Genomic DNA, 26,329 nt, shown 5'->3' on the forward strand with positions numbered 1-26,329 from the left:
GGGGTGCGGTCGGTGCGGGGCGCGGGGCACGGTCACAGCCCCAGCAGCGTGCGGGCCTCGCCGACCACGGTGATCGAGCCCGTGACCAGCACGGCGCCGTCGAACTCCGGGCGGGCGGCGGCGTCCTGGACGGCCTCGGTCATCGCGTCGTCGAGCTGCGGGACGGCGTGGACCACGTCCTCCGGGAAGCCGAGGTCCACGGCGAGCTCCACGAGCTCCTGCGGGTCGACCGCCCGGGGCGAGGAGGACCGGGTGAACCAGAACTCGGTGTGGAACTCCTCGTACTCGTCGAGCAGGACCCGCAGCATCGCCTCGGCGTCCTTCTCCCGGAGCATCCCCACCACGAGGTTGAGCTTCCCGAACGTGAAGGCCTCCTTGAGGGCGGCCGCCGCGGCCGTGAGCCCGTGCGGGTTGTGCGCGGCGTCGAGGACCACCGGGGGCGCCTTGCGGGCCAGCTCCAGGCGTCCCGGGGACTCGACGGCGCCCAGCCCGGTGCGGACCAGCTCGGGGTTGAGCTCCTTCTCCCCGCCGCCCAGGAAGGCCTCCACGGCGGCGAGGGCCAGGGCCGCGTTCTCCGCCTGGTGGGCGCCGAACAGCGGCAGCAGGACCTCGGGGTACCGCCCGGCCAGGCCCTGGAGCGTGAGCACCTGACCGCCCACGGCCGTGGCGCGGGCCTCCACGCCGAACTCCACGCCGCCGAAGCGGAACGGGACGCCGAGCTCCCGGGCCCGGGCGAGGAGCACCTCGGCGGCCTCCGGGTCCTGCGCGGCGGAGACGAGGAACCCGCCCGGCTTGAGGATCCCGGCCTTCTCGGTGGCTATCTCCCCGAGCGTGTCGCCGAGCAGGTCCGTGTGGTCGAGGTCGATCGGGGTGACCACGGACACCGCGGCGTCCGCCACGTTCGTGGCGTCCCAGGAGCCGCCGATGCCCACCTCGAGGACGACGACGTCGACCGGCGCGTCCGCGAAGACGGCGAACGCGAGCGCCGTGACGGTCTCGAAGTAGCTGAGCCGGGGCTCCCCCCGCTCGGCCAGCTCGGCGTCCACGAAGCCCAGGTACGGGGCGATCTCGCCGAAGACGCGCACGAAGGTCTCGTCGTCGACGGGCGCGCCGTCCACGCTGATCCGCTCGGTGACCCGGGAGAGGTGGGGGCTGGTGTAGCGGCCCACCCGCAGGTCGTGGGCGAGCAGCAGGGCCTCCACCATCCGGGCGGTCGAGGTCTTGCCGTTCGTGCCGGTCAGGTGGATCACCGGGGCGGCGCGCTGCGGCTCCCCCAGGACCTCCATGGTCCGGCGCATCGCGTCCAGGCGCGGGGCCATCCGGTTCTCGGGGGCGCGCTCGAGCAGCCGGGCGTAGACCTCCTCGACGGTCCCCGCCCCACCGGTCCCGGCGAAGGGGGCGCTCACGCCCGCACCGCCCCGTTGCCGGCGGAGGTGCCGGCGGAGGTGCCGGCGGAGGCCCCGGTCGGGGCGCCCACGACGGACACGGCCACGGCCGGTTCGCCCACGCGCAGCTCGAGCTCGGCGGAGAGCGTCTCGCCGGCCACGAGCCCGCGGTTGGCCTCGAGGGCGGCGACCGTCCGCTCGTCGGCGGTGACGACGGTGCGGATCCGGTCGGAGACCTGGAGGGCGGCGTCCTTGCGGGCCTGCTGGATCGCCCGGACCATGTCCCGGGCGGTGCCCTCGGCCTCGAGCTCGGGGGTGAGCTCGGTGTCGAGGACAAGGAAGCCGCCGCCGGGCAGGACCGCCACGGCGCGGGACCCGGCCGCGGCGTCCTGCGCCACGACGGTCTCGAGCTCGTACTCGCCCTCCTGCAGCGCCGTTCCGCCGGCGGTGACGGTGCCGTCCTCGGCCGTGCTCCAGTCCCCGGACTTCGCGGCCTTGATCACGGCCTGCACGCCCTTGCCCAGGCGGGGTCCCGCGGCGCGGGCGTTGACCTTGAGCTGCTGGGAGATGCCGAACTGCTCCGCGGAGGCCTGGCCGGCGTCGAGCAGGGTCACCGACTTGAGGTTCAGCTCGTCCGCGACGATGCGCTCGAAGGTGCCCGCGAGCTCGTCTCCCCCGGGCACCACCACGGTCATCCCGGCCAGCGGCTGGCGCACGCGCAGCTGGTGGGCCTTGCGCAGGGCGGAGCCGTTGGAGCAGATCGTGCGGGTCGTCTCCATGCGCGCCACAAGGTCGGCCTCGGCGGGGAACAGCGAGGCGTCCGGCCAGTCGGTCAGGTGCACGGAGCGCCCGGCGGTCAGCCCGCGCCAGATCTCCTCCGCGACCAGGGGCAGCAGCGGGGCGGCCACCCGGCAGACGGTCTCCAGGCAGGTGTACAGCACGTCGAAGGCGACGGTGTCCTCGTCGAAGAACCGGTCCCGGGAGCGGCGCACGTACCAGTTGGTCAGGGTGTCCATGTAGGAGCGCAGGCGCTCCGCGGCCCCGGAGACGTCGTAGCGGTCGAAGGCGTCCTGGACGTCCGTCACGAGCCGGCCGGTGGCGGCCAGCACGAAGCGGTCCATCACGTGCTCCGAGTCGTGGCGGGTCCGGGCCTCGTAGCCGGCGCCGCCGTTCGCGGCGTTCGTGTAGAGGCCGAAGAAGTGGTAGACGTTCCACAGCGGCAGCATCATCTGGCGCACGCCGTCGCGGATGCTCTGCTCCGTGACCACCAGGTTCCCGCCGCGCAGGATGGGGCTGGACATCAGGAACCAGCGCATCGCGTCCGCGCCGTCCCGGTCCAGGACCTCGTTGACGTCCGGGTAGTTGCGCAGGGACTTCGACATCTTCTGCCCGTCCGAGCCCAGCACGATGCCGTGGCTGATGACGTTGCGGAACGCGGGCCGGTCGAACAGCGCGGTCGCCAGGATGTGCAGCGTGTAGAACCAGCCGCGGGTCTGGCCGATGTACTCCACGATGAAGTCGCCCGGGTTGTGGGTCTCGAACCACTCCCGGTTCTCCATGGGGTAGTGCACCTGGGCGTACGGCATCGACCCGGAGTCGAACCACACGTCCAGCACCTCGGGCACGCGGCGCATCGTGGCGGCGCCCGTCGGGTCGTCGGGGTTCGGGCGGGTCAGCTCGTCGATCCAGGGCCGGTGCAGGTCGACCTCGCCCCGGTCGTTGACGGGCAGCCGGCCGAAGTCGGCCTCCAGCTCGGCGAGGGACCCGTAGACGTCGCGGCGCGGGTGCTCGGGGTCGTCGGACTCCCACACCGGGATGGGCGTGCCCCAGTACCGGTTGCGGGAGATCGACCAGTCGCGGGCGTTCTCCAGCCACTTGCCGAACTGGCCGTCCTTGACGTTCTCCGGGATCCAGGTGATCTGCTGGTTGAGCTCGACCATCCGCTCCTTGATCCGGGTGACCTCCACGAACCAGGAGGACACCGCGCGGTAGATGAGCGGGTTCCGGCAGCGCCAGCAGTGCGGGTACGGGTGCTCGTAGCTGGCCTCCCGGACCAGCCGGCCCTGGGCCCTGAGGTCCCGGACCACCGTGCGGGCCACGTCCTTGTCGAAGACGTTGCGCCCGGCGATCCCGGCCAGGGGCGCGCCGGGGGCGAGCCGCTCGTCCTCGAAGAGCCGGTAGAACACCCCGGACTCGTCGAGGGAGAGCACCACGGGGATGTCGTAGCGGGCGCAGACGTTCTGGTCGTCCTCGCCGTAGGCGGGCGCCTGGTGCACGAGCCCGGTGCCGTCGGTGGTGGTGACGTAGTCGGCCACGACGAACTGCCAGGACGTGCCCGTGCCGAAGCGCTCGGCGTCCGCGAAGTAGTCCCACAGCCGCTGGTAGCGCAGCCCCTCGAGGTCGGCCCCGCGGTGCCGGGCGGTCACCGCCGCGGCCGCGGCCGCCGCCGGGTCCTCGGCCTCGCCCCAGCCGAGGTCCTTCGCGTAGGCGCCCAGCAGCTCTTCGGCGACCAGGAAGCGCCGGCCCTCGAGCTCGCCGGCGCCGGGGACCACGGCGTAGACGATCTCGGGGCCCACGGCGATCGCCTGGTTGGTCGGCAGCGTCCAGGGCGTGGTGGTCCAGGCGAGGGCCTCCACCCCGGCGAGCTCGGCGGCCAGTTCGGGCCGGACCGCCCAGGAGGCGTCGTCGAGCACGGGGAAGGTGACGGTCACCGTCTGGTCCTGGCGGTCCTGGTAGACGTCGTCGTCCATCCGCAGCTCGTGGTTGGACAGCGGGGTCTCGTCCTTCCAGCAGTAAGGGAGGACGCGGTAGCCGGAGTAGACGAGGCCCTTGTCGTCGAGCGCCTTGAACGCGGCGATCACGGACTCCATGTAGTCCGGGTTGAGGGTCTTGTAGTCGTTGTCGAAGTCGACCCACCGGGCCTGGCGGGTGACGTAGTCCTGCCACTCGGAGGCGTACTTCATCACGGAGGACCGGCAGGCGTCGTTGAACGCCGCGACGCCCATCCGCTCGATCTCCTGCTTGTCGGCCATCCCGAGCTGCTTCATCGCCTCGAGCTCGGCGGGCAGGCCGTGGGTGTCCCAGCCGAAGCGGCGCTCCACCCGGCGGCCCCGCTGGGTCTGGTAGCGGGCCACGAGGTCCTTGACGTAGCCCGTGAGGAGGTGCCCGTAGTGCGGCAGTCCGTTGGCGAAGGGCGGGCCGTCGTAGAAGACGAACTCGTTGGAGCCGTCCCGGCCGGGGTCGCGCTGGTCCACGCTGGCCTGGAACGTGCGGTCCTGCGCCCAATAGGCGAGGACGCGCTCCTCCACGGCCGGGAACGCGGGCGCCGCGGGCACGCCCCGGGCCGCGGGGTCGGTGGTCGCCTTGGGGTAGACGGGCTGGTCTGACACGGGGTCCATCCTCGTTCTGACGTCGGTGCTGCTCGTGCGGGTCAGGGTGCAAGGACGCTGCCGGCCGGTCGCCCGGGGCGGAACGCGGTACCACCTCGCTTGCGCCCCGGTCCCCTGGGGGACGCGGGCCGCCGCTCGTCGACTGCTGTGACGGGCTTACCCGTTCGGTTCTACTGGGGCGCGCCCCGGGGCGGGGCGGGCCTGTTCTTCCGAAGACTCCCCGGTGATGGCCGGATCGACGCCGTGATGACTGCCCCCATCTTAACCCACCGGCGACTTCGCCGAGGTCGCGGGGAGGGCTACCGGCCGCGGATCAGCTTGTGCGGGGCCGCCTGGGCGACCGGCTTGATGGTCACGGTGTCGAGGTCCACGTGGTGGGGCAGGTTCACCGCGAAGGCGCACACCTGGGCGACGTCCTCTGAGGTGAGGGGCTTGTCCACGCCCGCGTAGACCTTCTCCGCGGCCTCCTGGTCCCCGCCGAGACGGTTGAGGGAGAACTCCGGGGTGTGCACGAGGCCCGGGGCGATCTCGACGACGCGCACGTTGTGCTCGGCCTCCTCGAGCCGCAGCGCCTCCGTCATGGCCCGCTCGGCGAACTTCGCGGCGTTGTAGCCGCCGCCGCCCTCGTAGGCCCGGTGCGCGGCGAGGGACGTGAGGTTCAGGACGGTGCCCTCGCCGTTCGCGCGCAGCGCCGGGAGGAAGGCGCGGGTCAGGCGCATCGTGCCGAGCACGTTGACCTGGTACATCCACTCCCAGTCCTCGGTGCTGGCCTCGGCCACGCGGTCCGTGCCGCGGGCGCCGCCGGAGATGTTGAGCAGCGCGTCCACGCGGCCCTGCTCCTCCAGCACCTGGTCCCGGAGGGCCTCGACGTCGGCGTCCGAGGTGATGTCGCACGGCGCGGGCACGGCCCCCGTCTCGCGGGCCAGGGCCTCGAGCCGTTCGGCGCGGCGGGCCACCGCGTAGACGGTCCAGCCGGACCGGCGCAGCTCGCGCGCGGTGGCCTGCCCGATGCCGGTCGACGCGCCGGTGACGACGGCGACCCTGCCGGTGTGCGTGGTGGGGCTCTGCTGATCGGTCATGAGCCCCACGCTAGCCGGGCGCCCGGCGCCGCCCAAGCACCGGGGCGTCGGGGCGCGCGCCGGGGCTCGTGAGAGACTGGTCGGCATGGCTGACAACACGCAGGGCACAGACACGCCCGGGACCGCACCGGAGACCACGCCCGAGACCACGCCCGTGACCGTTCCCGACAAGCCCGCGCTGGAGGGCCTGGAGCAGAAGTACGCGCGCAGGTGGCGTGAGGAGGGCACCTTCGCCTTCGACGAGGACACCACGCGCGAGCAGGTCTACTCGATCGACACTCCCCCGCCGACCGCCTCGGGCTCCCTGCACGTCGGCCACATGTTCTCCTACACGCAGACGGACGTGATCGCCCGCTTCCAGCGGATGAGCGGCAAGAACGTCTTCTACCCGCTGGGCTGGGACGACAACGGCCTGCCCACCGAGCGCCGCGTGCAGAACTACTACGGCGTGCGCTGCGACCCCACGAGGCCCTACGTCGAGGGCTACCGCCCGCCGGAGAAGCCCGCGAAGAACCAGCGCGACTGGGACGTGGTCTCCCGCAAGAACTTCATCGAGCTCTGCGAGGAGCTGGCGGTCGAGGACGAGAAGGTCTTCGAGCAGCTGTTCTCCACCCTGGGCCTGTCCGTGGACTGGACCCGCACCTACCGCACCATCGACGCCCGCTCCCGGGCCGTCTCCCAGCGCGCCTTCCTCCAGGACCTCGCGGCCGGCAACGCCTACATGGCCGAGGCCCCCACCCTGTGGGACGTCACCTTCCGCACCGCCGTGGCCCAGGCCGAGCTTGAGGACCGGGAGCGGGAGGGCACCTACCACCGGGTCGCCTTCCACCGTCCCGACGGCGAGCCGGTGCACATCGAGACCACCCGCCCCGAGCTGCTGCCCGCGTGCGTGGCCCTCGTGGCCCACCCGGACGACGAGCGCTACCAGCCGCTGTTCGGCACCACGGTGCGCTCCCCCCTGTTCGACGTCGAGGTCGAGGTGCGGGCGCACCCGCTGGCCAAGCCGGACAAGGGCTCCGGGATCGCCATGATCTGCACCTTCGGCGACCTCACCGACGTGACGTGGTGGCGGGAGCTGGACCTCCCGACCCGGGCGCTGATCGGCCGTGACGGCCGCTTCGCGAGCGAGACGCCCGAGTGGATCGCCGCCGGCGCCCCGGCCGAGCGCTACGCCGAGGTCGCGGGGAAGACCGTGTTCTCGGCGCAGCAGGCCGTCGTGGAGATGCTCCGGGAGTCCGGGGACCTGGTGGGCGAGCCCCGGAAGGTCATGCACCCGGTGAACTTCTACGAGAAGGGCGACAAGCCGCTCGAGGTCGTCACCTCCCGCCAGTGGTACATCCGCAACGGCGGCCGCGACGCCGACCGGCGCGAGGCGCTCATCGGGCGCGGGCGTGAGATGGCCTGGCACCCCGCGTTCATGCGGTCCCGGTACGAGAACTGGATCGAGGGCCTGCACGGCGACTGGCTGATCTCCCGCCAGCGCTTCTTCGGGGTGCCCTTCCCGGTCTGGTACCGGCTCGACGGCGACGGCAACCCGGACTACGACGACCCCGTCCTGCCCGCCCTCGACCAGCTGCCCGTGGACCCGGCCGCCGACCCGGCCCCCGGCTTCGACGAGACCCAGCGGGATCAGCCGCACGGCTTCACCGGCGACCCGGACGTGCTCGACACCTGGGCGACGTCCTCGCTGTCCCCCCAGATCGCCACCGGCTGGGCGTTCGACGAGCGGCTGCACGCCAACACCTTCCCGATGGACCTCCGGCCCCAGGGCCACGACATCATCCGCACCTGGCTGTTCTCCACGGTGGTGCGCTCCGAGTCGCTGGCCGGCACGGTGCCCTGGACCAACACCGCGCTCTCCGGGTGGATCCTCGACCCGGACCGCAAGAAGATGTCCAAGTCCAAGGGCAACGTGGTGGTCCCCACCGAGGTGCTCGAGAACTACGGGGCCGACGCGGTGCGCTACTGGGCCGCCTCCGCCCGCCTGGGCGCGGACACCGCCTACGACGAGGGGCAGATGAAGATCGGCCGCCGGCTGGCCATCAAGCTGCTCAACGCCTCGAAGTTCGTCCTCGCCCAGGGCGTCACCGAGGCCTCCGTGCTCGGCGCCGGGGCGTCCGCGGACGTCGTGACCGACGCGGTGGACCGTGCGCTGCTCGCCCAGCTGGCCACGGTCGTGGAGCGCGCCGGCCAGGCGTTCCGGGACTACGAGTACGCCCGGGCCCTGCAGCTCACCGAGCAGTTCTTCTGGACCTTCACCGACGACTACGTCGAGCTCGTGAAGGACCGGGCCTACGGGGCCCGCGGGGCGGCCGCGCAGGCGTCCGTGCACGCCGCGCTCGCCACGACCCTCGACGCGCTGCTGCGCCTGTTCGCCCCCGTCCTGCCGTTCGCCACGGACGAGGTCTGGTCCTGGTGGCGCACCGGCTCCGTGCACCGGGCCTCGTGGCCGGGCGTCGAGGGCTTCGCGGACGCCGTGACCGACGCCGACCCGGAGGTGCTCACGACCGTGGGCGAGGCCCTCTCGGGGCTGCGCAAGGCCAAGTCCGAGGCCAAGGTCAAGCAGCGCACCGAGGTGCGCTCGGCGACCATCACGGCCGCCTCCGAGGACGTCGCCCGCCTCGAGGCGGGCCTGGGCGACCTCAAGGCCGCGGGCAACGCCGCCGAGCTCGTGCTCGTCGCCGGGCCCGAGGGCCTCGCCGTGCGCGACGTCGAGCTGGTCCCCGCGGAGGAGCCGGCCCGGTAGCGCCGTCCCCGGTGCGCAGCACGAGGGCCCGGCCGCCGCGGCGGCCGGGCCCTCGTGCTGTCCGGGACCCGGGTCGGTCCGGGTCGCTGCTCAGTCGAAGATCGGGCCCTCGTTACGACCGCGCTTGAGCTCGTAGAACCCGTGGTGGGAGACCAGGGCCAGGCAGCCGTCCCAGACCCGGGCGGCGTCCTCGCCCCGGGGCGCCGGCGTGAAGACCGGGCCGAAGAAGCCCACGCCGTTGACGGAGATGCAGGGCGTGCCGATGTCCTCGCCGGCGACCGCCTGGGCGGCCTCCGTGGAGGCCCGCAGCGCGTCGTCGAACTCGGTGGCGTGCCGGGCCGCGGCGAGCTCCGCGGGCAGGCCGACCTCCTCGAGGGACTCGGTGATGATCCGCTCCAGGTCCTCGATCCCCCCGGGGTGGCGCCGCGTGCCCATGGCGTCGTAGAGCCTCTTGTTGTACTCGTCACCGTGGGCACGGGCCGCGGCCTCGACCACGCGCACGAGCCACATCGACTCCTCGTGGCCGTGGTGGTGGTTGCCGGGGTTCTCCTCGTTGAGGATGCCCAGCGAGATGATCCGCCAGTGCACCTCGACGTCGCGCAACCGCTCGACCTCCTCCATCCACCGCGAGGTCATCCAGGCCCAGGGGCACAGGGGGTCGAACCAGAACTCCACCTTGTCCGTCATCAGCTTCCTCTCGTGCGGGCGTCCGCCGGGAGTGGCGGACGCTTCACCGGGTAGAAGCCACGGCTCAGGCTGTTTTGTTCCGGTTCTGCTCCTCGCGGATCATCTCGTGGGTGATGATCTCCGGCTCGGCCTGCTTGGCCACGGCCTCGGCGGTGACCAGCACGGCGGCGATGTCCTCCCGGCTGGGGAGCTCGAACATGACGGGCTGGAGCACGTCCTCGAGGATGGCGCGCAGCCCGCGGGCGCCCGTGCCCCGCTGGATCGCGAGCTCGGCGACGGCGGTCAGCGCCTCGGGGTCGAACGTCAGCTCGACGCCGTCCAGCTGGAACATCTTCTTGTACTGCTTCACGAGCGCGTTGCGCGGCTCGGTGAGGATGCGGGTGAGGTCGGCCACCGACAGCTCGCGCAGCGTGGTCACCACGGCCAGACGGCCGATCAGCTCGGGGATCAGGCCGAACTTCAGCAGGTCCTCCGGCATGACGTCGGCCATCACCTCGTGGCGCGGCCCGCTCTGCTTCAGCTCCGCGCCGAAGCCGATGCTCGTCCGGCCCGCCCGGGAGTCCACGATGTCCTCGAGCCCGGCGAAGGCGCCGGCCACGACGAACAGCACGTTGGTGGTGTCGATCTGGATGAACTCCTGCTGCGGGTGCTTGCGCCCGCCCTGCGGGGGCACCGAGGCCACGGTGCCCTCGAGGATCTTCAGCAGCGCCTGCTGCACGCCCTCGCCGGAGACGTCGCGGGTGATCGAGGGGTTCTCGGACTTGCGGGAGATCTTGTCGATCTCGTCGATGTAGATGATCCCCGTCTCGGCCCGCTTGACGTCGTAGTCCGCCGCCTGGATGAGCTTGAGCAGGATGTTCTCGACGTCCTCGCCGACGTAGCCGGCCTCCGTGAGGGACGTGGCGTCCGCCACCGCGAAGGGCACGTCGAGCTTGCGGGCCAGGGACTGGGCCAGGTACGTCTTGCCGGAGCCGGTGGGGCCGACCAGCAGGATGTTGGACTTGGCGATCTCGACGTCCTCGTCACCGGCCGCCGTGGCCAGGGACAGGGGCTTGCCGTTCTCGCCGGCCCGGACCCGCTTGTAGTGGTTGTACACGGCCACGGCCAGCGCCCGCTTGGCGGTCTCCTGGCCGATCACGTACTGGTGGAGGTGCTGGTAGATCTCGTGGGGCGTGGGGAGCTCCTGCTGCTCGAGGTCCTTGACCTCGCTCAGCTCCTCCTCGATGATCTCGTTGCACAGCTCGATGCACTCGTCGCAGATGTAGACGCGCGGGCCCGCGATGAGCTTGCGGACCTGCTTCTGGCTCTTGCCGCAGAAGGAGCACTTGAGCAGATCCGCGGTCTCGCCGATGCGCGCCATGAAACAGTCCTCTGGTCGGGGTACGGGAATCCTCGTCCAGGATAGGCGAGGACCGGGTCCCGCCCCAACACCAGGGCGCCCCGGTGCGCCGCGACCGGTCGGGTCGCGGCGCACCGGGGCGCTGCGGGTGGGCTGCGGCGGGTCGCCCGGGTCAGGAGGTGACGGTCGCGGGCTTGTGGATCTTCCGGGACTCCAGGACGTGGTCCACGATCCCGTACTCCTTGGCGGCGGACGCGGTGAGGATCTTGTCGCGCTCGATGTCCCGGTTGACCTCCTCGGCGGTCTTGCCGGAGTGCAGGGCCAGGGTCTCCTCCAGCCACTCGCGCATGCGCATGATCTCGTTGGCCTGGATCTCGATGTCCGAGGCCTGGCCCCCGCCCTGACCGGACATGGCCGGCTGGTGGATGAGCACGCGGGCGTTCGGCAGGGCCAGGCGCTTGCCGGGGGTGCCGCCGGCGAGCAGGACGGCCGCCGCGGACGCGGCCTGTCCGAGGCACACCGTCTGGACCTCGGGGCGGATGAACTGCATGGTGTCGTAGATCGCGGTCATCGCGGTGAACGACCCGCCCGGGGAGTTGATGTACATCGTGATGTCCCGGTCGGCGTCCTGCGCCTCGAGCACGAGCAGCTGCGCCATGACGTCGTCGGCCGAGGCGTCGTCGACCTGGACGCCCAGGAAGATGATCCGGTCCTCGAACAGCTTGGTATAGGGGTTCTGCCGGCGGTACCCGTAGGGGGTGCGCTCCTCGAAGTCCGGGAGCACGTAGCGGCTGGTGGGCAGGGCGGCCGCGGAACCGGCCGTGGACGAAGGTCCGTGGGTGAAGGTCATGGTTGAGTTCCTCGGAGGTCTGGAAGAGCGTGCCTGATGACGTGGTGGGACCGCCGAGGTCCTACTCCTGGTCCTTCATGGTCCCGCCGCCGCCGGTCATGGAGCCGGCCGAGCTGGCGATGTGGTCGAAGAAGCCGTACTCGAGGCCGCGCTGGGCGTCGAACCAGTTGTCGCGGTCGTTGTCCCGGAGGATCGTCTCCAGGGACTGGCCGGTCTGCTCGGCGGTGAGCTCCGCGAGGCGCTGCTTCATCGACAGGATCAGCTCGGCCTGCACCCGGATGTCCGAGGCGGTGCCGCCCATGCCGCCGGAGGGCTGGTGCATGAGGATCCGGGCGTTCGGGGTGGAGTAGCGCTTGCCCTTGGTGCCCGAGGACAGCAGAAACTGGCCCATCGACGCGGCCAGGCCGGTGGCCACGGTCACCACGTCGTTCGGGATGAGCTGCATGGTGTCGTAGATCGCCATGCCCGCGGTGACGGAGCCGCCCGGGGAGTTGATGTACAGGAAGATGTCCGCCTGGGGGTCCTCGGCCGAGAGCAGCAGCATCTGCGAGCAGATGAGGTTCGCGTTGTCGTCGCGCACCTCGGAGCCCAGCCAGATGATGCGCTCCTTGAGCAGCCGGTTGTAGACGTAGTCGTCCTGGCCGCCCATGGGGCCGCCGCCCTGCAGGCGCGGGCCGGTGGAGGTTGCGTGGGTCGAGCCGAACGGCGACTCGTGAGCGGAGGTCATGTAACAGTGCCTCTTTCGTCCGTGTGGTCCGGTGATCTCTGAACAGAACACTAGTGCCCGCCCCGGGTCCCGGCCGGTCCCCGTCCGGGTTGTTCGCTGATGGCGCATGGTCGGAGGGCGTGCCCCCCGCAGACGATGACGCCGCCGTCCCGGGCGGGACGGCGGCGTCGTCGGGAGCGGCGTCAGGACGTCACTTGGCGGAGTCCGGGGAGTCCGCCGAGTCGGCCGACTCCGGGGAGTCGGCGGACTCCGCGGACTCGGGCGAGTCGGCGGACTCCTCCTCGGTGCCGGGGGCCGGGGCCGCGGTGGTCTCCTCGGGCTCGACCTCCTCGGCGGGCTCCCCCGCCTGCTCCTCGCCCTGCGGGCGCACGAACTCGGAGAGGTCCACCGTGTTGCCCTCGGTGTCGGTGACCGTCGCGTACTCCAGCACCTTGGCCAGGGCCTTGCGGCGGCGCACCTCCCCCACCATCAGACCGGCCTGGCCCGAGGAGTCGAGCAGCTGGGCGAACTGGTTCGGGTCCATGCCGTACTGCTGGGACATGTTGATGATGTAGTCGATCAGCTCGGACTGCTCGACGCCGATCTCCTCGGCCTCGGCGACCGCGTCCAGCACGATCTCGTTGCGGAACGCGTCCTCGGCGTTCTTCTGCACCTCGGCCCGGTGGTCCGCGGTGTCGTGGTCCGCCTCGGCCTGCGGGTTGTCGAAGTGCTGGGCGATCTGCTCGTCGATCACGGCCTGCGGCACGGGGATCTCCACGAGGGCCAGCAGCTTCTCCAGGACCTTGTCGCGGGCCTCGACGCCCTGCTCCACCACGGTGCCCTCGGCGGCCTGCTTCTTCAGGTCCTCCTTGAGCTCCTCGATGGTGTCGAACTCGGAGGCCAGCTGGGCGAACTCGTCGTCGGCCTCGGGCAGCTCGCGCTCCTTGACGGCGGTGACCTTGACCTTGACCACGGCGTCCTCGCCGCTGTGCTCGCCGCCGGCGAGCTTGGTCTCGAAGGTGGCGTCCTCGTCGGCGGACAGACCGGTGATGGCCTCGTCCATGCCCTCGAGCATCGTGCCGGCGCCCACCTGGTAGGACAGGTCGTTGGCGGCGTCGACCTCCTCGCCGTCGACCAGGGCCTGCAGGTCGAGGGTGACGAAGTCGCCCTCGACGGCGGGACGGTCCACGGTCTTGAGGGTGCCGAAGCGCCCGCGCAGCTCGTCGAGGGCCTTCTGCTCGTCCTCGGCGGAGGCCTCGCGGGCCTCCACCTCGACCTCGAGGCCCTTGTAGTCGGGCAGCTCGATCTCGGGGCGCACGGCCACGTCGATCTCGACCTTGACGTCGGCCTCGCGGTCCGTCTCGTCCGGCTTGGCGAGGACCTCGACCTGGGGCTGGGTCAGCGGGGTGATCTCGTTCTCCGCCAGCGCCTGCTGGAAGAAGGTGTTCAGGCCCTCGTTGAGCGCGTTCTCGACGACGAAGTCGAAGCCCACGCGCTGCTCGATCAGCCGCGCCGGAACCTTGCCGCGGCGGAAGCCGGGGACCTGGATCTGGTTGGCGAGCGAGGTGTAGGTCTGGTCGATGAACGGCTTCAGTTCCGCGAACGGGACGTCCACCACGATCTTGACCTGGGTGGGGTTGAGTTTCTCGACGGCGCTCTTCACTTCCGCTGCACTCCTGAGTGGTAGGTCGGTTGGGTCTTCCGGTGCCGCTCTCCGGCCCGGGACAGTCGGGAAGGCGGCTGCCCGGCAGGACCGGGCAGCCGCTCCAACGTCGGGGCGACAGGACTCGAACCTGCGATCTCCTGCTCCCAAAGCAGGCGCGCTAGCCACTACGCTACGCCCCGGTACCTGCAGCCTCGGCTGCAACGACTGCGGTCCGGTGCACGAGCACGGACCACCGGCGAGTCTACCGGCTGGGCGGACGGGGCCGCACCTCGGCCCGCCGGACCCCGCTCCGCACGGCCCGCCGGCGTCCTGCCGACCGCGCTCCGCGGGTGCGCCCGCGCCCCGGGATTTGACACCGCGCGCGCCGGGCCGGTTAATGGGAAGGCCTCGACAGAGCGCTCCGCGGGGATGTAGCTCAATGGTAGAGCCTCAGTCTTCCAAACTGATTACGCGGGTTCGATTCCCGTCATCCCCTCTCCGTGCACGAACGCCCCGGTCCCGCTGGACCGGGGCGTTCGTCGTCCCCGGCGGCACCTCGGCCCGGCCCCCGGCGCGTCTCAGCGGCGCAGCCCGACCACCCGCCACACCGCGCCCCGGTCCGCGTGCACGGGACGCAGCCCGTGCTCCTGCAGGACGGCGAGCATGGCCGCCGGGGAGTGCACGTAGGTGCGGAAGGGCGTCTCGGCGGCGCGGAGGCCCAGGTTCTCCAGGGCGGCGAGCGCCCGCAGGAGGCGGTGCCCGGGCGGGTGGCTGAACACGAGCAGACGCGTCGCCCGGTCCGCGGCGGCGCCCAGGAGCCGTTCGTGGTCGGGGTAGCAGCACACGACCCGGTGCAGCACCACGACGTCGTGCGGGGCGACCGCCTCCGGGTCCGTCGCGATGTCGAGCTGCCGGCGCACCGCGCGGCCGGACACCCCGGCGGCGGCGGCCAGCTCCGCGGCCTCGGCCTCGTAGGAGTCCACGAGCTCCAGGTTCGTGGTCCGTGCCGCGCCCCGGCGCAGCAGCTCGAGCTGGATCCCGCCCACGCCGCCGCCGATCTCCAGCACGCTGGCCCCCTCGACGCCCTGGGCGGCGAGGAAGTCCACGACCCGCCGGGAGGCGCGGTCGAGGCCCCGCCGCCGGTACCGGCGGGCGAGGCGCCGCGCGAAGCGGGGACCGAAGACGCGCCGGTAACCGGGCGCGCCGCAACAACTGGACACGGCTCCAGGCTACGCCGTGGAACCCGACCCGGTCAGCGCTGGCAGGAGGGGCACCAGTAGAGCGTGCGCCCCTCCAGCTCCCCCGCCGCCACGGGCGTCCCGCACCGGCGGCACGGCAGGCCCTGGCGCTGGTAGACGAGGTGGGCGTGCCCGGGCCACGCCTGCGCCTCCGGGATCCCCGGGCGGTCCGCGGCGTCGGTCGTCAGGATCCGGCCCAGCCGCACGCCCGTGCGCATGAGGGCCGCGTTCTCCGCCCACAGCTCCAGCAGCACCGGCTCGTCGAGGGCGCGCCCCGGCGTCATCGGGTCCAGTCCGCGGCGGAACAGGGACTCCGCCCGGAAGATGTTGCCCACCCCGGCCAGCACGGCCTGGTCCATGAGCAGCGCGCCCACCGGGCGGCGGCTGCGCCGCACGGCGGCCACGAAGGCCGCGGGGTCCGCGTGCGGGTCGAGCGGGTCCGGGCCCAGCCGCGCCCGGGCCGCCTCGGCCTCGGCGGAGCTCTCCAGCACGCACAGCGCCGGCCCGCGCAGATCGGCCCAGCCCTCGTCCCCGACCAGCCGCACGCGCACCGCCCCCACGGGCGCCGGCGGCAGCAGCGGGCCGGCGGGGGCGGCGTCGTCGTCGTGCGCCTCCCGCTCCCCGATCCGGCGCGGGGCCCCGATGGAGGAGGCGCCGCGGAAGCGGTCGGTGCCGCCGAAGCTCCACGCGCCGTAGAGGCCGAGGTGCGAGCGCAGCACCCGATCCCCGGCGAAGTCGAGGAACAGCTGCTTGCCGTGGGCCCGCGCCCCCTCCAGCACGGCGCCGTCCAGGGCGTGCGCCCCGGCGGCGAAGCGCCCCTGCGGGGAGCTCACGGCCAGGGCCTGGCCCATGAAGCAGTCGGCGAACTGGCGGGCGAGGCGGTGGACCGAGTGGCCCTCCGGCACTCAGGCCTCCCGGGCGGCCGGGAACTCGCGCGGGCGCAGGTCCTCGAGTTTTCCCGCGACGGTGCCGGTGGACTCGTACTCGCCGATCTGGGCGATCCGGCGCTCGTGGCGCTCGTCCCCGGAGAAGGGTTCCGCGAGGAACGCCCGGACGATCGCCAGCGCCTCCTCCTGCGGGTGCTGGCGCCCACCGACGGCCACGACCTGGGCGTCGTTGTGCTGGCGCGCGAGCCGGGCAGTGTCCAGGTTCCAGGCCAGGGCGGCACGGATGCCCTCGACCTTGTTGGCGGCGATCTGCTCGCCGTTGCCCGACCCGCCCAGGACGATCCCGAGGGAGTCGAGCCCCGCCTCCCGGTCCGCCCGGACGGCGCGCGCGGCGCTGATGCAGAACGCGGGGTAGTCGTCGAGGGCGTCGTACTCCGCGGGGCCGTGGTCGACGAGGTCGTAGCCGGCGGCGACGAGCTCCTCGACCAGGTAGCGGGAGAGGTCCAGGCCGGCGTGGTCGGTGGCGATGTGGACGCGCATGGGCGGCGTGCTCCTGGGGTTCGCGGGAACGGGGCGGGATCGAGGCGCAGGGCCCGCGCGGACGGACCGGCCGCCCTCCAGCGTAGTGCGTGCCGCGCACACCGCAGGGCCTCCCCGGGCGGCTGGGACCCGGCTGACATAATGGGACGATCCCCTGCGGCCCACCGGTCGCGGACGCCCCGATCCCGAGCCATCCCGACCCGACCCCGACCCCGACCCCGACGAGAGGACGGCACTGAAGTGCCCGGAACCAACCTGACCCGCCAGGAGGCGGCCGCGCGGGCCGAGACCGTGGCGGTGGACGCCTACGAGGTGGTCCTCGACCTGACCCGCGGCGAGCGCGTCTTCCGCTCCACGACCACCGTGCGCTTCCGGGCGACCCCGGGCGCCTCGACGTTCATCGACGCGATCACCGACGCGGTGCACTCCGTGGTGCTCAACGGCACCGAGCTCGATCCCGCCGAGGTCTCGGACGGCGTGCGGATCCAGCTGCCCGGGCTCGCCGCGGACAACGTGCTCACGGTCGAGTCGGACTGCCGGTACATGAACACCGGCGAGGGCCTGCACCGGTTCGTGGACCCGGTCGACGACGAGGTCTACCTCTACACCCAGTTCGAGGTGGCGGACACCCGGCGCGTGTTCGCCGTGTTCGAGCAGCCGGACCTCAAGGCGCGCTTCGCGTTCACGGTCACGGCCCCCGCGCACTGGACGGTCGTCTCGACCCAGCCCACCCCGGAGCCCGTCGCCGCCGGCGAGGGCGCCGCCACGTGGTCCTTCACCCCCACCCCGGTGGTCCCCTGCTACGTCACGGCGCTGATCGCCGGCCCGTACGCGTCCGTGTACGACGAGCTCACCAGCGCCGACGGCCGCACGATCCCCCTGGGCCTGTACGCCCGCCGCTCGCTCGTGGAGCACGTCGAGGCGGAGGAGATGTTCGGCATCACCAAGCGCGGCTTCGAGTTCTTCGAGGCGCAGTTCGGGGTGCCCTACCCGTTCGAGAAGTACGACCAGCTGTTCGTCCCGCAGTTCAACGCCGGGGCCATGGAGAACGCCGGCGCGGTGACCTTCGTGGAGCTCTACGTCTTCCGCTCCCGGCCCACGCAGGCCCGGGTGGAGCGGCGGGCCATCACGGTCCTGCACGAGCTGGCCCACATGTGGTTCGGGGACTTCGTGACCATGCGCTGGTGGAACGACCTGTGGCTCAACGAGTCCTTCGCCGAGTTCATGTCCACCCTCGCCGCGGCGGAGAACACCCGGTACACGGAGGCGTGGACCACGTTCGCCGCCGGGGAGAAGTCCTGGGGCTACGAGCAGGACCAGCTGCCCACCACCCACCCCATCAAGGCCGAGATCCGGGACCTCGAGGACGTGCTGGTGAACTTCGACGGCATCACCTACGCCAAGGGCGCCTCGGTGCTCAAGCAGCTGGTGGCCTGGGTGGGCCAGGCGCAGTTCATGGCCGGGCTGAACCGGTACTTCCGGGAGCACGCGTGGGGCAACACCGAGCTGCGCGACCTCATGGTCCGGCTCGAGGAGGCCAGCGGCCGGGACCTCGACGAGTGGGCCGCGAAGTGGCTCGAGACCGCCGGGGTGAACACGCTGACCCCGGAGCTCGAGACCGACCAGGACGGGATCATCCGCTCCTTCCGGATCCGGCAGACCGCCCCCGACGAGCACCCCACGCTGCGCCCGCACCGCCTGGCCGTGGGCTTCTACGACCACGACGGGGAGCAGGGCAAGCTCGTGCGCACGCACCGGGTCGAGCTCGACGTCGACGGCCCGTCCACGGAGGTGCCGCAGCTGGTGGGCCGGGAGCTGCCGGACCTCGTGCTGCTCAACGACGACGACCTCGCCTACGCGAAGATCCGCCTCGACGAGTGCTCCCTGGACACCGCCCTGACCCACCTGAAGAACTTCGAGGACACGCTCCCGCGCGCCCTCGTCCAGGCGTCCGTGTGGGACGGCGTGCACGACGGCGAGACGCCCGCCCGCCGCTACGTGGAGCTCGTGCTCGGCAACATCGCCCACGAGACGTCCTCGACCGGCATCCAGGTGCAGCTGCGCCAGCTGGACACCGTGCTGGACGGCTACGTGGCCGAGCCCGTGCGCGGGGCCACCGTGCGCGCCGCCGCCGACCGGCTCCGCCGGCTCACCGAGGAGGCGGCGCCCGGCTCCGACCAGCAGCTGCAGTTCCTCCGGGCCTTCGCCCGGCACGCCCGCACCGACGAGCAGCTGGACGTCCTCGAGCAGCTCCTCGACGGGCGGCGCACCCTGGAGGGCCTGGCACTGGACACCGACCTGCGCTGGAGCCTGCTCACCGCGCTGTGCGCCGGCGGGCGTGCCGGCGACGCGGAGGTGGACGCGATGCTCGCGCAGGACAACACCGAGAACGGCGCGATCGCGGCCGCCCGCGCCCGGGCCGCCATCCCCACGGCCGAGGCCAAGGCCCGGGCGTGGCAGCAGATCATGGTGGACGGGTCGCTGCCCAACTCCATCCAGGACGCGGCGATCGACGGCTTCCGCACGGCCGCCGACACCTCCCTGCTGGCGCCCTGGGCCGAGGAGTACTTCGCGGCGATCCCCGGCGTGTGGCGCACCCGGACCCATGAGCTGGCCCAGCAGATCGCGATCGGCATGTACCCGAACATCCCCGCCCAGGAGACGGTCGACGCCGCGGACGCCTTCCTCGCGGACCTGCCCGAGGACCTGCACGGGCTCCGCCGGCTGGTCCTCGAGCAGCGCGACGCGACGGCCCGCGCGGTCCGGGCGCAGGCCGTGGACGCCGCCTACGAGGTGGTGCGCGCATGAGCGACGAGCAGCAGCGCCCCGGTCCGGCCGGGCACGGACCCGGGGGGCCCGGCTCGACGCCCCCGGCCGGCCAGGACCCGCGCACCGACCCCGCCGCGGCGGCCCCGCCCGGGGCGCGCTCCTTCGCGGTCGGGGCGCCCCTGTCCCAGCTGCGCCGCCCCGTGCCGCAGGTCGGCGACGAGCGGGAGCAGGCCGAGGCCGGCACGGCGTCGTCGTTCTACGACCAGGTGGGCGGGCACGAGACGTTCGTGAAGCTCGTGCACGAGTTCTACGCCCGGGTGGCCGAGGACGAGCGGTTCCGGGCGCTCTACCCGGAGGACGACCTCGGCCCCGCCGAGGAGCGGCTGCGGATGTTCCTCGAGCAGTACTGGGGCGGGCCGACCACCTACTCGGAGCAGCGCGGGCACCCGCGGCTGCGGATGCGGCACATGCCGTTCCCCGTGGACACGTGGGCGCGCGAGACGTGGCTGACGCACATGCGCGCGGCCCTGGACACCCTGGAGCTCTCCCCGCTGCACGACGGGATCATCTGGGACTACTTCGACCGCGCCGCCCACGCCATGATCAACCGTCCCGGCTGATCCCCCGGGAGTCTCAGCGCTTGGCCAGGACGTGCCCGCCGGGGGTGCTCAGGCGCACCCAGCGGCCGTTCTCCGCGACGGCGACCTCCGCGCCCGGGCGCAGGAAGCCGAGGGAGTACGCGGCGAACGCCGCGCCGTCCGGCAGCGGCGCCCCGGTCAGCCGCCCCGCGAGGGGCTCCGCCCACCCGGACGACCGGCCCCAGACCTGCGAGCGCACGGTGTCCACGACGGCGGCGCCCGCGTCCGTGGGCACCGCCCGGGCGACCTCGGCGATCCCGGCCCGGGCGACCTCGCGCAGCGCGTCCCCGGCGACGGAGCCCACCGGGGTCCACCCGCCCAGGGGCGGGGCGATGCCCGCCCACGAGACGTTCGCGTCCACGGGGGGCAGGCCCACGTCCGTGGCGTCCTGGTCCTGGCGCGGCATCCGGTCGAGGACCCCGCCGAGCGGGACGGTGACGTCCAGGGCCTGCTCCCCGGCCAGCGCGGCGGTGCGCAGGCCCAGGACCGTGGGCGTGGTGTCGAGCAGGCCGTGGGGCTCGAGCACGCACACGTAGGCGCCGAGGGCCCGCCCGCGCGCCTGGAAGCGCACCGCGCCCTGCGGGTCCACCCCGCGGGCCCGGGACAGGTACGTCCGCAGGTCGGCGACGTCCCGCGGGTCCGTCAGGGGAAGGGACCGGCCCACGGGGCTCAGGCCTCCGCCGGCGCGGGCCGGCGGGCGAAGCGGGTCGGGGCGTCCTGCCACTGCTCGAGCAGGCCCCGCTGCGTGTCGTCGAGGCGCACCGGCCGTCCGGAGGAGCGGTCGATCACGACGACGACCGTCTGGGCCACGGCGTAGACGCGCGAACCGTCCTCCTCCTGGACCGCGTAGTCCAGCACGAAGCTCGACCCGCCCACGGAGGAGACCCACACCCGCACGGACACCGGGTCGTCGCGGTACAGCAGCTGCTGCGTGTACTCGACCTCCTGCCGGCCGATCACGGTCATCAGGTCCCCCAGCAGGGTGCGGAACGTCGCGCCCTCCGGCACCCCGGCGGCGGCGTCCTCGGGCAGCGGACGGGCCATGAGCCGGACCCGGGCGTCCTCGAGGTACTGGAGCATGGTGACGTTGTTGACGTGGCCGTAGCTGTCGATGTCGCCGAAGCGCATCTGGATGGGGATCAGCAGCGAAGACATGCCCCCCATCCCATCACACCCGTGCGCGTCGGACGCGCCCCGGCGCGACCGGCGGCTTGGCTAGAGTGAAGGCCATGACCTACAGCCCGATCCCGGACCCCACGCAGGCCCTGCTCGACATGCTCGACCTCGCGGACGGGGGTGGCGCGCGCACGCTCGAGGACATCTACGTGGGCCACTCCATCTCCCCCGCACGCGGCCGGGTCTACGGCGGGCAGGTCCTGGCGCAGGCCGCGACCGCCGCCATGCGCACCGTGGAGCCGGAGCGGATCATCCACTCGATGCACGCGTACTTCCTGCGCGCCGGGGACGTGTCCCAGCCGATCACCTTCGGCGTGGAGCGGATCCGGGACGGGCGGTCCTTCTCCGCCCGCCGCGTGCACGCCTACCAGGACGGGCGCGCCATCCTCTCGGCCATCGCGTCCTTCCAGGTCCCGGCCCGGGGCCTGGACCACCAGGACGAGTCCCCCCGGAACCTGCCCGAGCCGGAGTCCCTGCCCAGCGCCGTGGAGCTGCTGGGCCACGTCGACGCCCCCGAGGCGCAGGCGATCGCGCACGAGCGGCCCTTCGACATGCGGTACATCACGGAGCCGATCTACTTCAAGCCGGACTCCCGGGGAGAGCCGTTCAACGCGGTGTGGATCAAGACCCTCAAGCCGCTGCCGGACGACCCGAACATCCACCGCGCCGCGCTCGCCTACGCGAGCGACTACACGCTGCTCGAGCCCATCCTGCGCCTGCACGGCAGGACGTGGATCGAGCCCGGCATGAACATCGCCTCCCTCGACCACGCGATGTGGTGGCACCGGGAGACCCGCGCGGACGAGTGGCTGCTCTACGTGCAGTCCTCCCCCAACGCCTCCTCGGCCCGCGGCCTCGGGGTGGGCCGGATGTTCTCCCGGGACGGCCGGCTCGTCGCCACGACCGCCCAGGAGGGCATGATGCGCTTCCCGGAGTTCTCCTGACCGCACCGGAGCACGCCGGAGGGGTCCGCCGGGCGGGAAGGAGCTGCTCCTTCCCGCCCGGCGGGCCCCTCCGGCGGCACGGGCTCCGGGCCCGGCCCTGCGTCAGTCGCGGGTGAGGCGGCGGTGGGTGACGCGGTGCGGCCGCGCGGCGTCGGCGCCGAGGCGCTCCACCTTGTTGGCCTCGTACGACTCGAAGTTGCCCTCGAACCAGTACCACTGGTCCGGCTCGTCCTCGGTGCCCTCCCACGCGAGGATGTGGGTGGCGACCCGGTCGAGGAACCACCGGTCGTGGGAGACGACCACGGCGCAGCCCGGGAACTCCAGCAGCGCGTTCTCCAGGGAGCCGAGGGTCTCGACGTCGAGGTCGTTGGTGGGCTCGTCCAGGAGCAGCAGGTTGCCGCCCTGCTTGAGGGTCATGGCCAGGTTCAGCCGGTTGCGCTCCCCGCCCGAGAGCACCCCGGCCTTCTTCTGCTGGTCGGGGCCCTTGAAGCCGAACGCGGAGACGTAGGCGCGCGAGGGCATCTCGACGTTGCCGACGTTGATGTAGTCCAGGCCGTCCGAGACGACCTCCCACAGCGACTTGCTGGCGTCGAGGTTCGCGCGGTTCTGGTCCACGTAGGAGATCTTGACGGAGTCGCCGATCTTCAGCTCCCCGCCGTCCAGCTCCTCCATGCCGACGATGGTCTTGAACAGCGTCGACTTGCCGACGCCGTTGGGGCCGATGACGCCCACGATGCCGTTGCGCGGCAGGGAGAAGGACAGGCCCTTGATGAGGGAGCGGTCCCCGAAGCCCTTCTGCAGGTCCTTCGCCTCGATCACGAGGTTGCCCAGGCGGGGTCCCGGCGGGATCTGGATCTCCTCGAAGTCCAGCTTGCGGGTCTTCTCGGCCTCGGCGGCCATCTCCTCGTAGCGGGCCAGGCGGGCCTTCGACTTCGCCTGGCGGCCCTTGGCGTTGGAGCGCACCCACTCGAGCTCGTCGGCCAGCCGCTTGGCCTGCTTGGCGTCCTTCTTGCCCTGCACCTCCATGCGGGCGCGCTTGGTCTCGAGGTAGGCCGAGTAGTTGCCCTCGTAGCCGTACAGCCGGCCGCGGTCGACCTCGCAGATCCACTCGGCCACGTGGTCGAGGAAGTACCGGTCGTGGGTCACGGCCATGACGGCGCCGTGGTAGTCCTTCAGGTGCTGCTCCAGCCACAGCACGGACTCGGCGTCGAGGTGGTTGGTGGGCTCGTCGAGCAGCAGGAGGTCCGGCTTCTGCAGCAGCAGCTTGCACAGGGCCACGCGGCGGCGCTCACCACCGGAGAGGACCGTGACGTCGGCGTCCGGCGGCGGGCAGCGCAGGGCGTCCATCGCCTGCTCCAGCTGGGAGTCGAGGTCCCAGGCGTTGGCGGCGTCGATGTCCTCCTGGAGCTTGCCCATCTCCTCCATGAGGGAGTCGAAGTCCGCGTCCGGCTGGGCCATCTCCTCGGAGATCGCGTTGAAGCGGTCGACCTTCGCCTTGATCTCGCCCACGCCCTCCTCGACGTTGCCCAGGACGGTCTTCTCCTCGTTCAGCGGCGGCTCCTGGAGCAGGATGCCGACGGTGTAGCCGGGGCTGAGCCGGGCCTCGCCGTTGGACGGCTGGTCGAGGCCGGCCATGATCTTGAGGATGGTGGACTTGCCGGCCCCGTTGGGTCCCACGACGCCGATCTTCGCGCCGGGGTAGAACGACATGGTGACGTCGTCCAGGATGACTTTGTCGCCCACGGTCTTGCGGGCCTTGGACATTGTGTAGATGAATTCCGCCATGCCCTCAAGGCTACCCCGCCCGGCGGAGGCCGAGGGGCGGCCACCGGGCGGGGACGGACCGGGGGCTGGGGCGCCGCAGCCCCCGCTCCGTCCCCGCGCCGGGACGGCTCCGCCCGGGAAGCTCAGGCGGTGGCGGGCTGGCGGCGCGGGCGCCGTCCCGGCCCGGCAGCGGCCCCGAGGAGCTCACCGGTCTCCGGGTCGACGCCCTCCGGGAGCACGGGGGCCCCGCCGTCGAGGTCGCCGCTCGACTCCGACGGGTCCCCGTCCGGGGCCGCCGGGGCGTCCGCGGCCCCGGTCGCCGCCGCGTCCTCGGTCTGTCCGGCGGGCCGCTCCCCCGTCTGCTCGGCGGGCGGCGAGGAGCTCACGGTGCGCTGGAAGCAGGCCGTGCCGAGGGCGAGGTCGTGCCCCAGGGACACCGCGTCCACGTCCACGGCCGTGTTGCGCCCGTGCTCGCCCTCCCAGAACCGGACCTTGAGCTTGCCGACCACCACCACGGGCTGGCCCTTCTTGATGCTGGCCAGCGCGTTGAGCCCCAGCGAACGGAACGCCTGGACGGAGAACCAGTTGGTGTGCCCGTCCCGCCACGCACCGGCCTGCTGGTCGAACCAGCGCGGGGTGGAGGCGAGGCGGAAGGTCACCACCACGGTGCCGTCGGGCAGGCTGCGGGACTCGGGATCCGTGGCCACGTAGCCGCGGACGGTGATCTGCTCGGTCATCGGGAACTCCTCTGGACGGCGGCCGGTGCGGCCGGTGCTGGCCCCGGTGGCGGGGTGCACCCAGCGTCCTGCCGGAGCCGGTGCCGCCGCGGCGGGCGGGCCCCGGTTGTGGACGGCCGCGCTCCTCGGGTTCCGGGACCACGCGCTGTGCAGTGCGACCGCCGGGCGACCAGCGTGAGACCGGCTCACGGTCCGCGAGCGCCCGTCAGTCGATGTCGACGGCGTTCCAGGCGATGACGGCGAGGGGCTCCCGGTGCCGCTCCTGCTCGTGGGAGCATGCCCAGCACCACGGGCCGTAGAGCGGTGGGGCGCCGCACTGGCAGAGTCGGATCCGGGCCATCGGACTCACCTCGATGTTCGTTGCAGTGGCCTGACAGGTGACGGCCTGCCGGACGACATCCTGCGCGGGTGTCCTCACCCCTACTACCGGCCCAGGGGCTCCTGTGGATGCACCGCGGCCCGGTTTTCGGGGCCGGCACGGCGCCCGGACCGCCGGAGCGGGCGCCGCGCCTACCCCGTCCCCGCGCGTCGCCCCGCTGCGCGGAGCCGTCGCCCCGCCCCTCGGAGCCGTCGCTCCGCGCGGCGGGGCGTCGACCGCGGACGTCAGCCACGGGCGTCGGCCGCGATCTCGCCACGGCAGGCCGGTGCCGGTGCAGTGCGGGCGCCCGGACGGGAGGCGGCGGTCGGCCTCGCGTGCGACGACCCCCGCAGTCTCCCGGGCACGGCGCAACGGCGCCGTGCCCGGTTCGCCGCCGGCCCCCGTGCGTTCCGTTCGACTAGGCGGCGTGCCCCGGCTCGACCACGATGCAGTCCTCCCGGAAGTCGAGGTGCATGCAGTGCAGCGCGACGACGCCCCGGGTGATCGCCTCCAGCTGCTGCGGATCGATGTCCGGGCCGACGTTGCGGACGATGAAGTCACGGGTGTCCTCCGTGGCCTCCTCCACCGTGTCGTAGTGGTAGTAACGGGCCCCCCGGCCGGTCCACTGCCTGATGATGGTGACGCTCATGGTTCCTCCCCCTGAATCGGATCCGGACGCGTGGTCCGCGGCCGCCCCGGGCACCCCGTCCGGGAACTGCGGCCGTCCCGGCGGGCTGCCGCCGGGGTCGTCGCGGAGGTGCTGCTCCGGCTCCTCGTCCGTCCTGGCGCGGAGCTCAGGTGGCCGGATCACTGCACCCCTCGATGTGCTACTTAACGTATGCGAATTCACAGGGTGGTGCTTGTCCACACTTTCGCGACCGCAAACAATCCAGAGCGGGTTGTAGCTCGGGGAGAGGCACCGGCAGGACTGCCTGGGAGGGGGACGGCCGGGCCGTGCCCGCCGAGGGCCGCAGGTGGGCCGGTCGTCCGGGGTGTGGCGGGAAAGTGCTCCGGCTCCGGGCGCCTGCCGGGACGCCGCTCAGCACCTGCCGGCTCCGCCACCGACGAAAGATGGCCCGCCCGGTCCAGTAAGACCGAGCGAGCCGCGGACACACAGACGGCGAGATCTGCGTGCCCACCGCACAGCCTACCCCGCCTCCGCTCCGCTCGGAGGTACCGGTCCACCGAACGGGCGCCGGCACGCTCATCCGGTCCGCCGGCCCTGCCCGCAAGGGCCGTGCGTCTCGCCACCGGAGAGGTCCCGCCGGGCACCGCAGCACGACGTGCCGTCGGATCTGCCGTCGGATCTGGCGTCGGAGACGACGAGATCCCCGCCACCCTGAGCCGTGAGGGCCGGAATGGCGGGGATCGCGAGTGTGCCCCAGGAGGGAGTCGAACCCCCGACCAAGAGATTAGAAGGCTCCTGCTCTATCCACTGAGCTACTGGGGCGT

Annotated in this window: 21 protein-coding genes and 3 tRNA genes; 5 read left to right on the forward strand and 19 right to left on the reverse strand. The window is 72.6% G+C overall.

Annotated features, from left to right (window positions below):
- Positions 1-32: 32 nt before the first annotated feature.
- The 3 genes from CK505_RS05835 to CK505_RS05845 form a co-directional block, all read right to left on the reverse strand.
- A complete protein-coding gene (locus tag CK505_RS05835) occupies positions 33-1,406 on the reverse strand; it encodes a folylpolyglutamate synthase/dihydrofolate synthase family protein (protein ID WP_035930036.1) in 1,374 nt (457 codons plus the stop codon).
- Positions 1,403-4,774, reverse strand: coding sequence for an isoleucine--tRNA ligase (gene ileS / locus CK505_RS05840; protein ID WP_095650554.1), 3,372 nt, complete (start codon positions 4,772-4,774; stop codon positions 1,403-1,405). The genes CK505_RS05835 and ileS overlap by 4 nt, the downstream gene beginning before the upstream one ends.
- 299 nt (positions 4,775-5,073) lie before the next feature.
- Entirely contained in the window at positions 5,074-5,853 is a 780-nt protein-coding gene (locus tag CK505_RS05845; protein ID WP_095650523.1) for an SDR family oxidoreductase, read from the reverse strand.
- Positions 5,854-5,938: 85 nt separating this feature from the next.
- Here CK505_RS05845 and valS point away from each other — a divergent pair, with 85 nt between their 5' ends.
- Positions 5,939-8,599 carry a valine--tRNA ligase gene (valS, locus tag CK505_RS05850; protein WP_095650524.1) on the forward strand — a complete coding sequence of 887 codons (2,661 nt, stop codon included), beginning with the start codon at positions 5,939-5,941 and terminating at the stop codon, positions 8,597-8,599.
- A 90-nt stretch (positions 8,600-8,689) separates the two neighbouring features.
- Here the strand turns inward: valS and CK505_RS05855 are convergent, their stop codons facing one another.
- The 6 genes from CK505_RS05855 to CK505_RS05880 all read right to left on the reverse strand — a co-directional run bounded on the left by CK505_RS05855 (position 8,690) and on the right by CK505_RS05880 (position 14,026).
- A complete protein-coding gene (locus CK505_RS05855; protein WP_095650525.1) occupies positions 8,690-9,286 on the reverse strand; it encodes a DsbA family protein in 597 nt (198 codons plus the stop codon).
- A gap of 64 nt (positions 9,287-9,350) precedes the next feature.
- Positions 9,351-10,646 carry an ATP-dependent Clp protease ATP-binding subunit ClpX gene (gene clpX, locus CK505_RS05860; RefSeq protein ID WP_095650526.1) on the reverse strand — a complete coding sequence of 432 codons (1,296 nt, stop codon included), beginning with the start codon at positions 10,644-10,646 and terminating at the stop codon, positions 9,351-9,353.
- A gap of 151 nt (positions 10,647-10,797) precedes the next feature.
- Positions 10,798-11,475 (reverse strand): ATP-dependent Clp protease proteolytic subunit, encoded by a 678-nt coding sequence (locus CK505_RS05865; protein WP_017834585.1) that lies wholly within the window; start codon positions 11,473-11,475, stop codon positions 10,798-10,800.
- A 61-nt stretch (positions 11,476-11,536) separates the two neighbouring features.
- Positions 11,537-12,124, reverse strand: a complete 588-nt coding sequence (locus CK505_RS05870) for an ATP-dependent Clp protease proteolytic subunit (RefSeq protein ID WP_229587529.1) — start codon at positions 12,122-12,124, stop codon at positions 11,537-11,539.
- A 268-nt stretch (positions 12,125-12,392) separates the two neighbouring features.
- Entirely contained in the window at positions 12,393-13,844 is a 1,452-nt protein-coding gene (gene tig / locus CK505_RS05875) for a trigger factor (protein WP_158279214.1), read from the reverse strand.
- A 109-nt stretch (positions 13,845-13,953) separates the two neighbouring features.
- A tRNA-Pro gene (locus tag CK505_RS05880) sits at positions 13,954-14,026 on the reverse strand.
- A gap of 225 nt (positions 14,027-14,251) precedes the next feature.
- On the opposite strand from CK505_RS05880, the gene CK505_RS05885 reads away from it, so the two are divergent.
- Positions 14,252-14,322 (forward strand) — tRNA-Gly (locus tag CK505_RS05885).
- Between the two features lie 82 nt (positions 14,323-14,404).
- On the opposite strand, the gene CK505_RS05890 is transcribed toward CK505_RS05885, so the two are convergent.
- Genes CK505_RS05890 through CK505_RS05900 form a run of 3 tightly spaced genes read right to left on the reverse strand, consistent with a single transcriptional unit; the run spans position 14,405 to position 16,491 of the window.
- Positions 14,405-15,046, reverse strand: a complete 642-nt coding sequence (locus CK505_RS05890) for a methyltransferase domain-containing protein (protein WP_095650528.1) — start codon at positions 15,044-15,046, stop codon at positions 14,405-14,407.
- A 32-nt stretch (positions 15,047-15,078) separates the two neighbouring features.
- Complete coding sequence (locus CK505_RS05895; RefSeq protein WP_095650529.1) at positions 15,079-15,969, reverse strand: Fpg/Nei family DNA glycosylase; 891 nt, start codon at positions 15,967-15,969, stop codon at positions 15,079-15,081.
- Positions 15,970-16,491, reverse strand: coding sequence for a ribose-5-phosphate isomerase (locus CK505_RS05900; protein WP_035930062.1), 522 nt, complete (start codon positions 16,489-16,491; stop codon positions 15,970-15,972). It lies immediately after the preceding gene.
- A gap of 240 nt (positions 16,492-16,731) precedes the next feature.
- Here CK505_RS05900 and pepN point away from each other — a divergent pair, with 240 nt between their 5' ends.
- Positions 16,732-19,299, forward strand: a complete 2,568-nt coding sequence (pepN, locus tag CK505_RS05905; protein ID WP_095650530.1) for an aminopeptidase N — start codon at positions 16,732-16,734, stop codon at positions 19,297-19,299.
- 161 nt (positions 19,300-19,460) lie between these two features.
- Positions 19,461-19,880, forward strand: a complete 420-nt coding sequence (locus tag CK505_RS05910; protein ID WP_081615853.1) for a globin — start codon at positions 19,461-19,463, stop codon at positions 19,878-19,880.
- Positions 19,881-19,893: 13 nt separating this feature from the next.
- Here CK505_RS05910 and CK505_RS05915 read toward each other — a convergent pair whose 3' ends face one another.
- Together CK505_RS05915 and CK505_RS05920 are read right to left on the reverse strand one after the other, a co-directional pair.
- Positions 19,894-20,562 carry a hypothetical protein gene (locus tag CK505_RS05915; protein ID WP_052133108.1) on the reverse strand — a complete coding sequence of 223 codons (669 nt, stop codon included), beginning with the start codon at positions 20,560-20,562 and terminating at the stop codon, positions 19,894-19,896.
- A 5-nt stretch (positions 20,563-20,567) separates the two neighbouring features.
- A complete protein-coding gene (locus CK505_RS05920) occupies positions 20,568-21,053 on the reverse strand; it encodes a thioesterase family protein (protein ID WP_017834576.1) in 486 nt (161 codons plus the stop codon).
- Positions 21,054-21,127: 74 nt separating this feature from the next.
- Here CK505_RS05920 and CK505_RS05925 point away from each other — a divergent pair, with 74 nt between their 5' ends.
- Entirely contained in the window at positions 21,128-22,018 is an 891-nt protein-coding gene (locus CK505_RS05925; protein WP_017834575.1) for an acyl-CoA thioesterase II, read from the forward strand.
- Positions 22,019-22,120: 102 nt separating this feature from the next.
- Here the strand turns inward: CK505_RS05925 and ettA are convergent, their stop codons facing one another.
- The 5 genes from ettA to CK505_RS05945 all read right to left on the reverse strand — a co-directional run bounded on the left by ettA (position 22,121) and on the right by CK505_RS05945 (position 26,327).
- Positions 22,121-23,803 (reverse strand): energy-dependent translational throttle protein EttA, encoded by a 1,683-nt coding sequence (gene ettA, locus CK505_RS05930; protein WP_031283621.1) that lies wholly within the window; start codon positions 23,801-23,803, stop codon positions 22,121-22,123.
- Positions 23,804-23,925: 122 nt separating this feature from the next.
- On the reverse strand, positions 23,926-24,519 hold the full coding sequence (locus CK505_RS05935; RefSeq protein WP_081615852.1) for a single-stranded DNA-binding protein: 594 nt from the start codon (positions 24,517-24,519) through the stop codon (positions 23,926-23,928).
- 205 nt (positions 24,520-24,724) lie between these two features.
- Complete coding sequence (locus CK505_RS18820) at positions 24,725-24,859, reverse strand: hypothetical protein (RefSeq protein WP_017834572.1); 135 nt, start codon at positions 24,857-24,859, stop codon at positions 24,725-24,727.
- Between the two features lie 436 nt (positions 24,860-25,295).
- Complete coding sequence (locus CK505_RS05940) at positions 25,296-25,526, reverse strand: hypothetical protein (protein ID WP_017834571.1); 231 nt, start codon at positions 25,524-25,526, stop codon at positions 25,296-25,298.
- A 728-nt stretch (positions 25,527-26,254) separates the two neighbouring features.
- A tRNA-Arg gene (locus tag CK505_RS05945) sits at positions 26,255-26,327 on the reverse strand.
- Between the last annotated feature and the right edge of the window lie 2 nt (positions 26,328-26,329).

This window comes from Kocuria sp. WN036 (genome assembly GCF_002287015.1).
Taxonomy (GTDB): domain Bacteria; phylum Actinomycetota; class Actinomycetes; order Actinomycetales; family Micrococcaceae; genus Kocuria; species Kocuria rosea.

What these genes read in the sequence shown, in the direction of transcription:
- clpX (WP_095650526.1), bottom strand. Translation starts at nt 10,646, where the DNA reads ATGGCGCGCATCGGCGAGACCGCGGATCTGCTCAAGTGCTCCTTCTGC.
- CK505_RS05870 (WP_229587529.1), bottom strand. Translation starts at nt 12,124, where the DNA reads ATGGGCGGCCAGGACGACTACGTCTACAACCGGCTGCTCAAGGAGCGC.
- CK505_RS05845 (WP_095650523.1), bottom strand. Translation starts at nt 5,853, where the DNA reads ATGACCGATCAGCAGAGCCCCACCACGCACACCGGCAGGGTCGCCGTC.
- CK505_RS18820 (WP_017834572.1), bottom strand. Translation starts at nt 24,859, where the DNA reads ATGGCCCGGATCCGACTCTGCCAGTGCGGCGCCCCACCGCTCTACGGC.
- CK505_RS05935 (WP_081615852.1), bottom strand. Translation starts at nt 24,519, where the DNA reads ATGACCGAGCAGATCACCGTCCGCGGCTACGTGGCCACGGATCCCGAG.
- CK505_RS05920 (WP_017834576.1), bottom strand. Translation starts at nt 21,053, where the DNA reads ATGTCTTCGCTGCTGATCCCCATCCAGATGCGCTTCGGCGACATCGAC.
- CK505_RS05900 (WP_035930062.1), bottom strand. Translation starts at nt 16,491, where the DNA reads ATGCGCGTCCACATCGCCACCGACCACGCCGGCCTGGACCTCTCCCGC.
- CK505_RS05925 (WP_017834575.1), top strand. Translation starts at nt 21,128, where the DNA reads ATGACCTACAGCCCGATCCCGGACCCCACGCAGGCCCTGCTCGACATG.
- CK505_RS05940 (WP_017834571.1), bottom strand. Translation starts at nt 25,526, where the DNA reads ATGAGCGTCACCATCATCAGGCAGTGGACCGGCCGGGGGGCCCGTTAC.
- CK505_RS05855 (WP_095650525.1), bottom strand. Translation starts at nt 9,286, where the DNA reads ATGACGGACAAGGTGGAGTTCTGGTTCGACCCCCTGTGCCCCTGGGCC.
- CK505_RS05865 (WP_017834585.1), bottom strand. Translation starts at nt 11,475, where the DNA reads ATGACCTTCACCCACGGACCTTCGTCCACGGCCGGTTCCGCGGCCGCC.
- valS (WP_095650524.1), top strand. Translation starts at nt 5,939, where the DNA reads ATGGCTGACAACACGCAGGGCACAGACACGCCCGGGACCGCACCGGAG.
- ettA (WP_031283621.1), bottom strand. Translation starts at nt 23,803, where the DNA reads ATGGCGGAATTCATCTACACAATGTCCAAGGCCCGCAAGACCGTGGGC.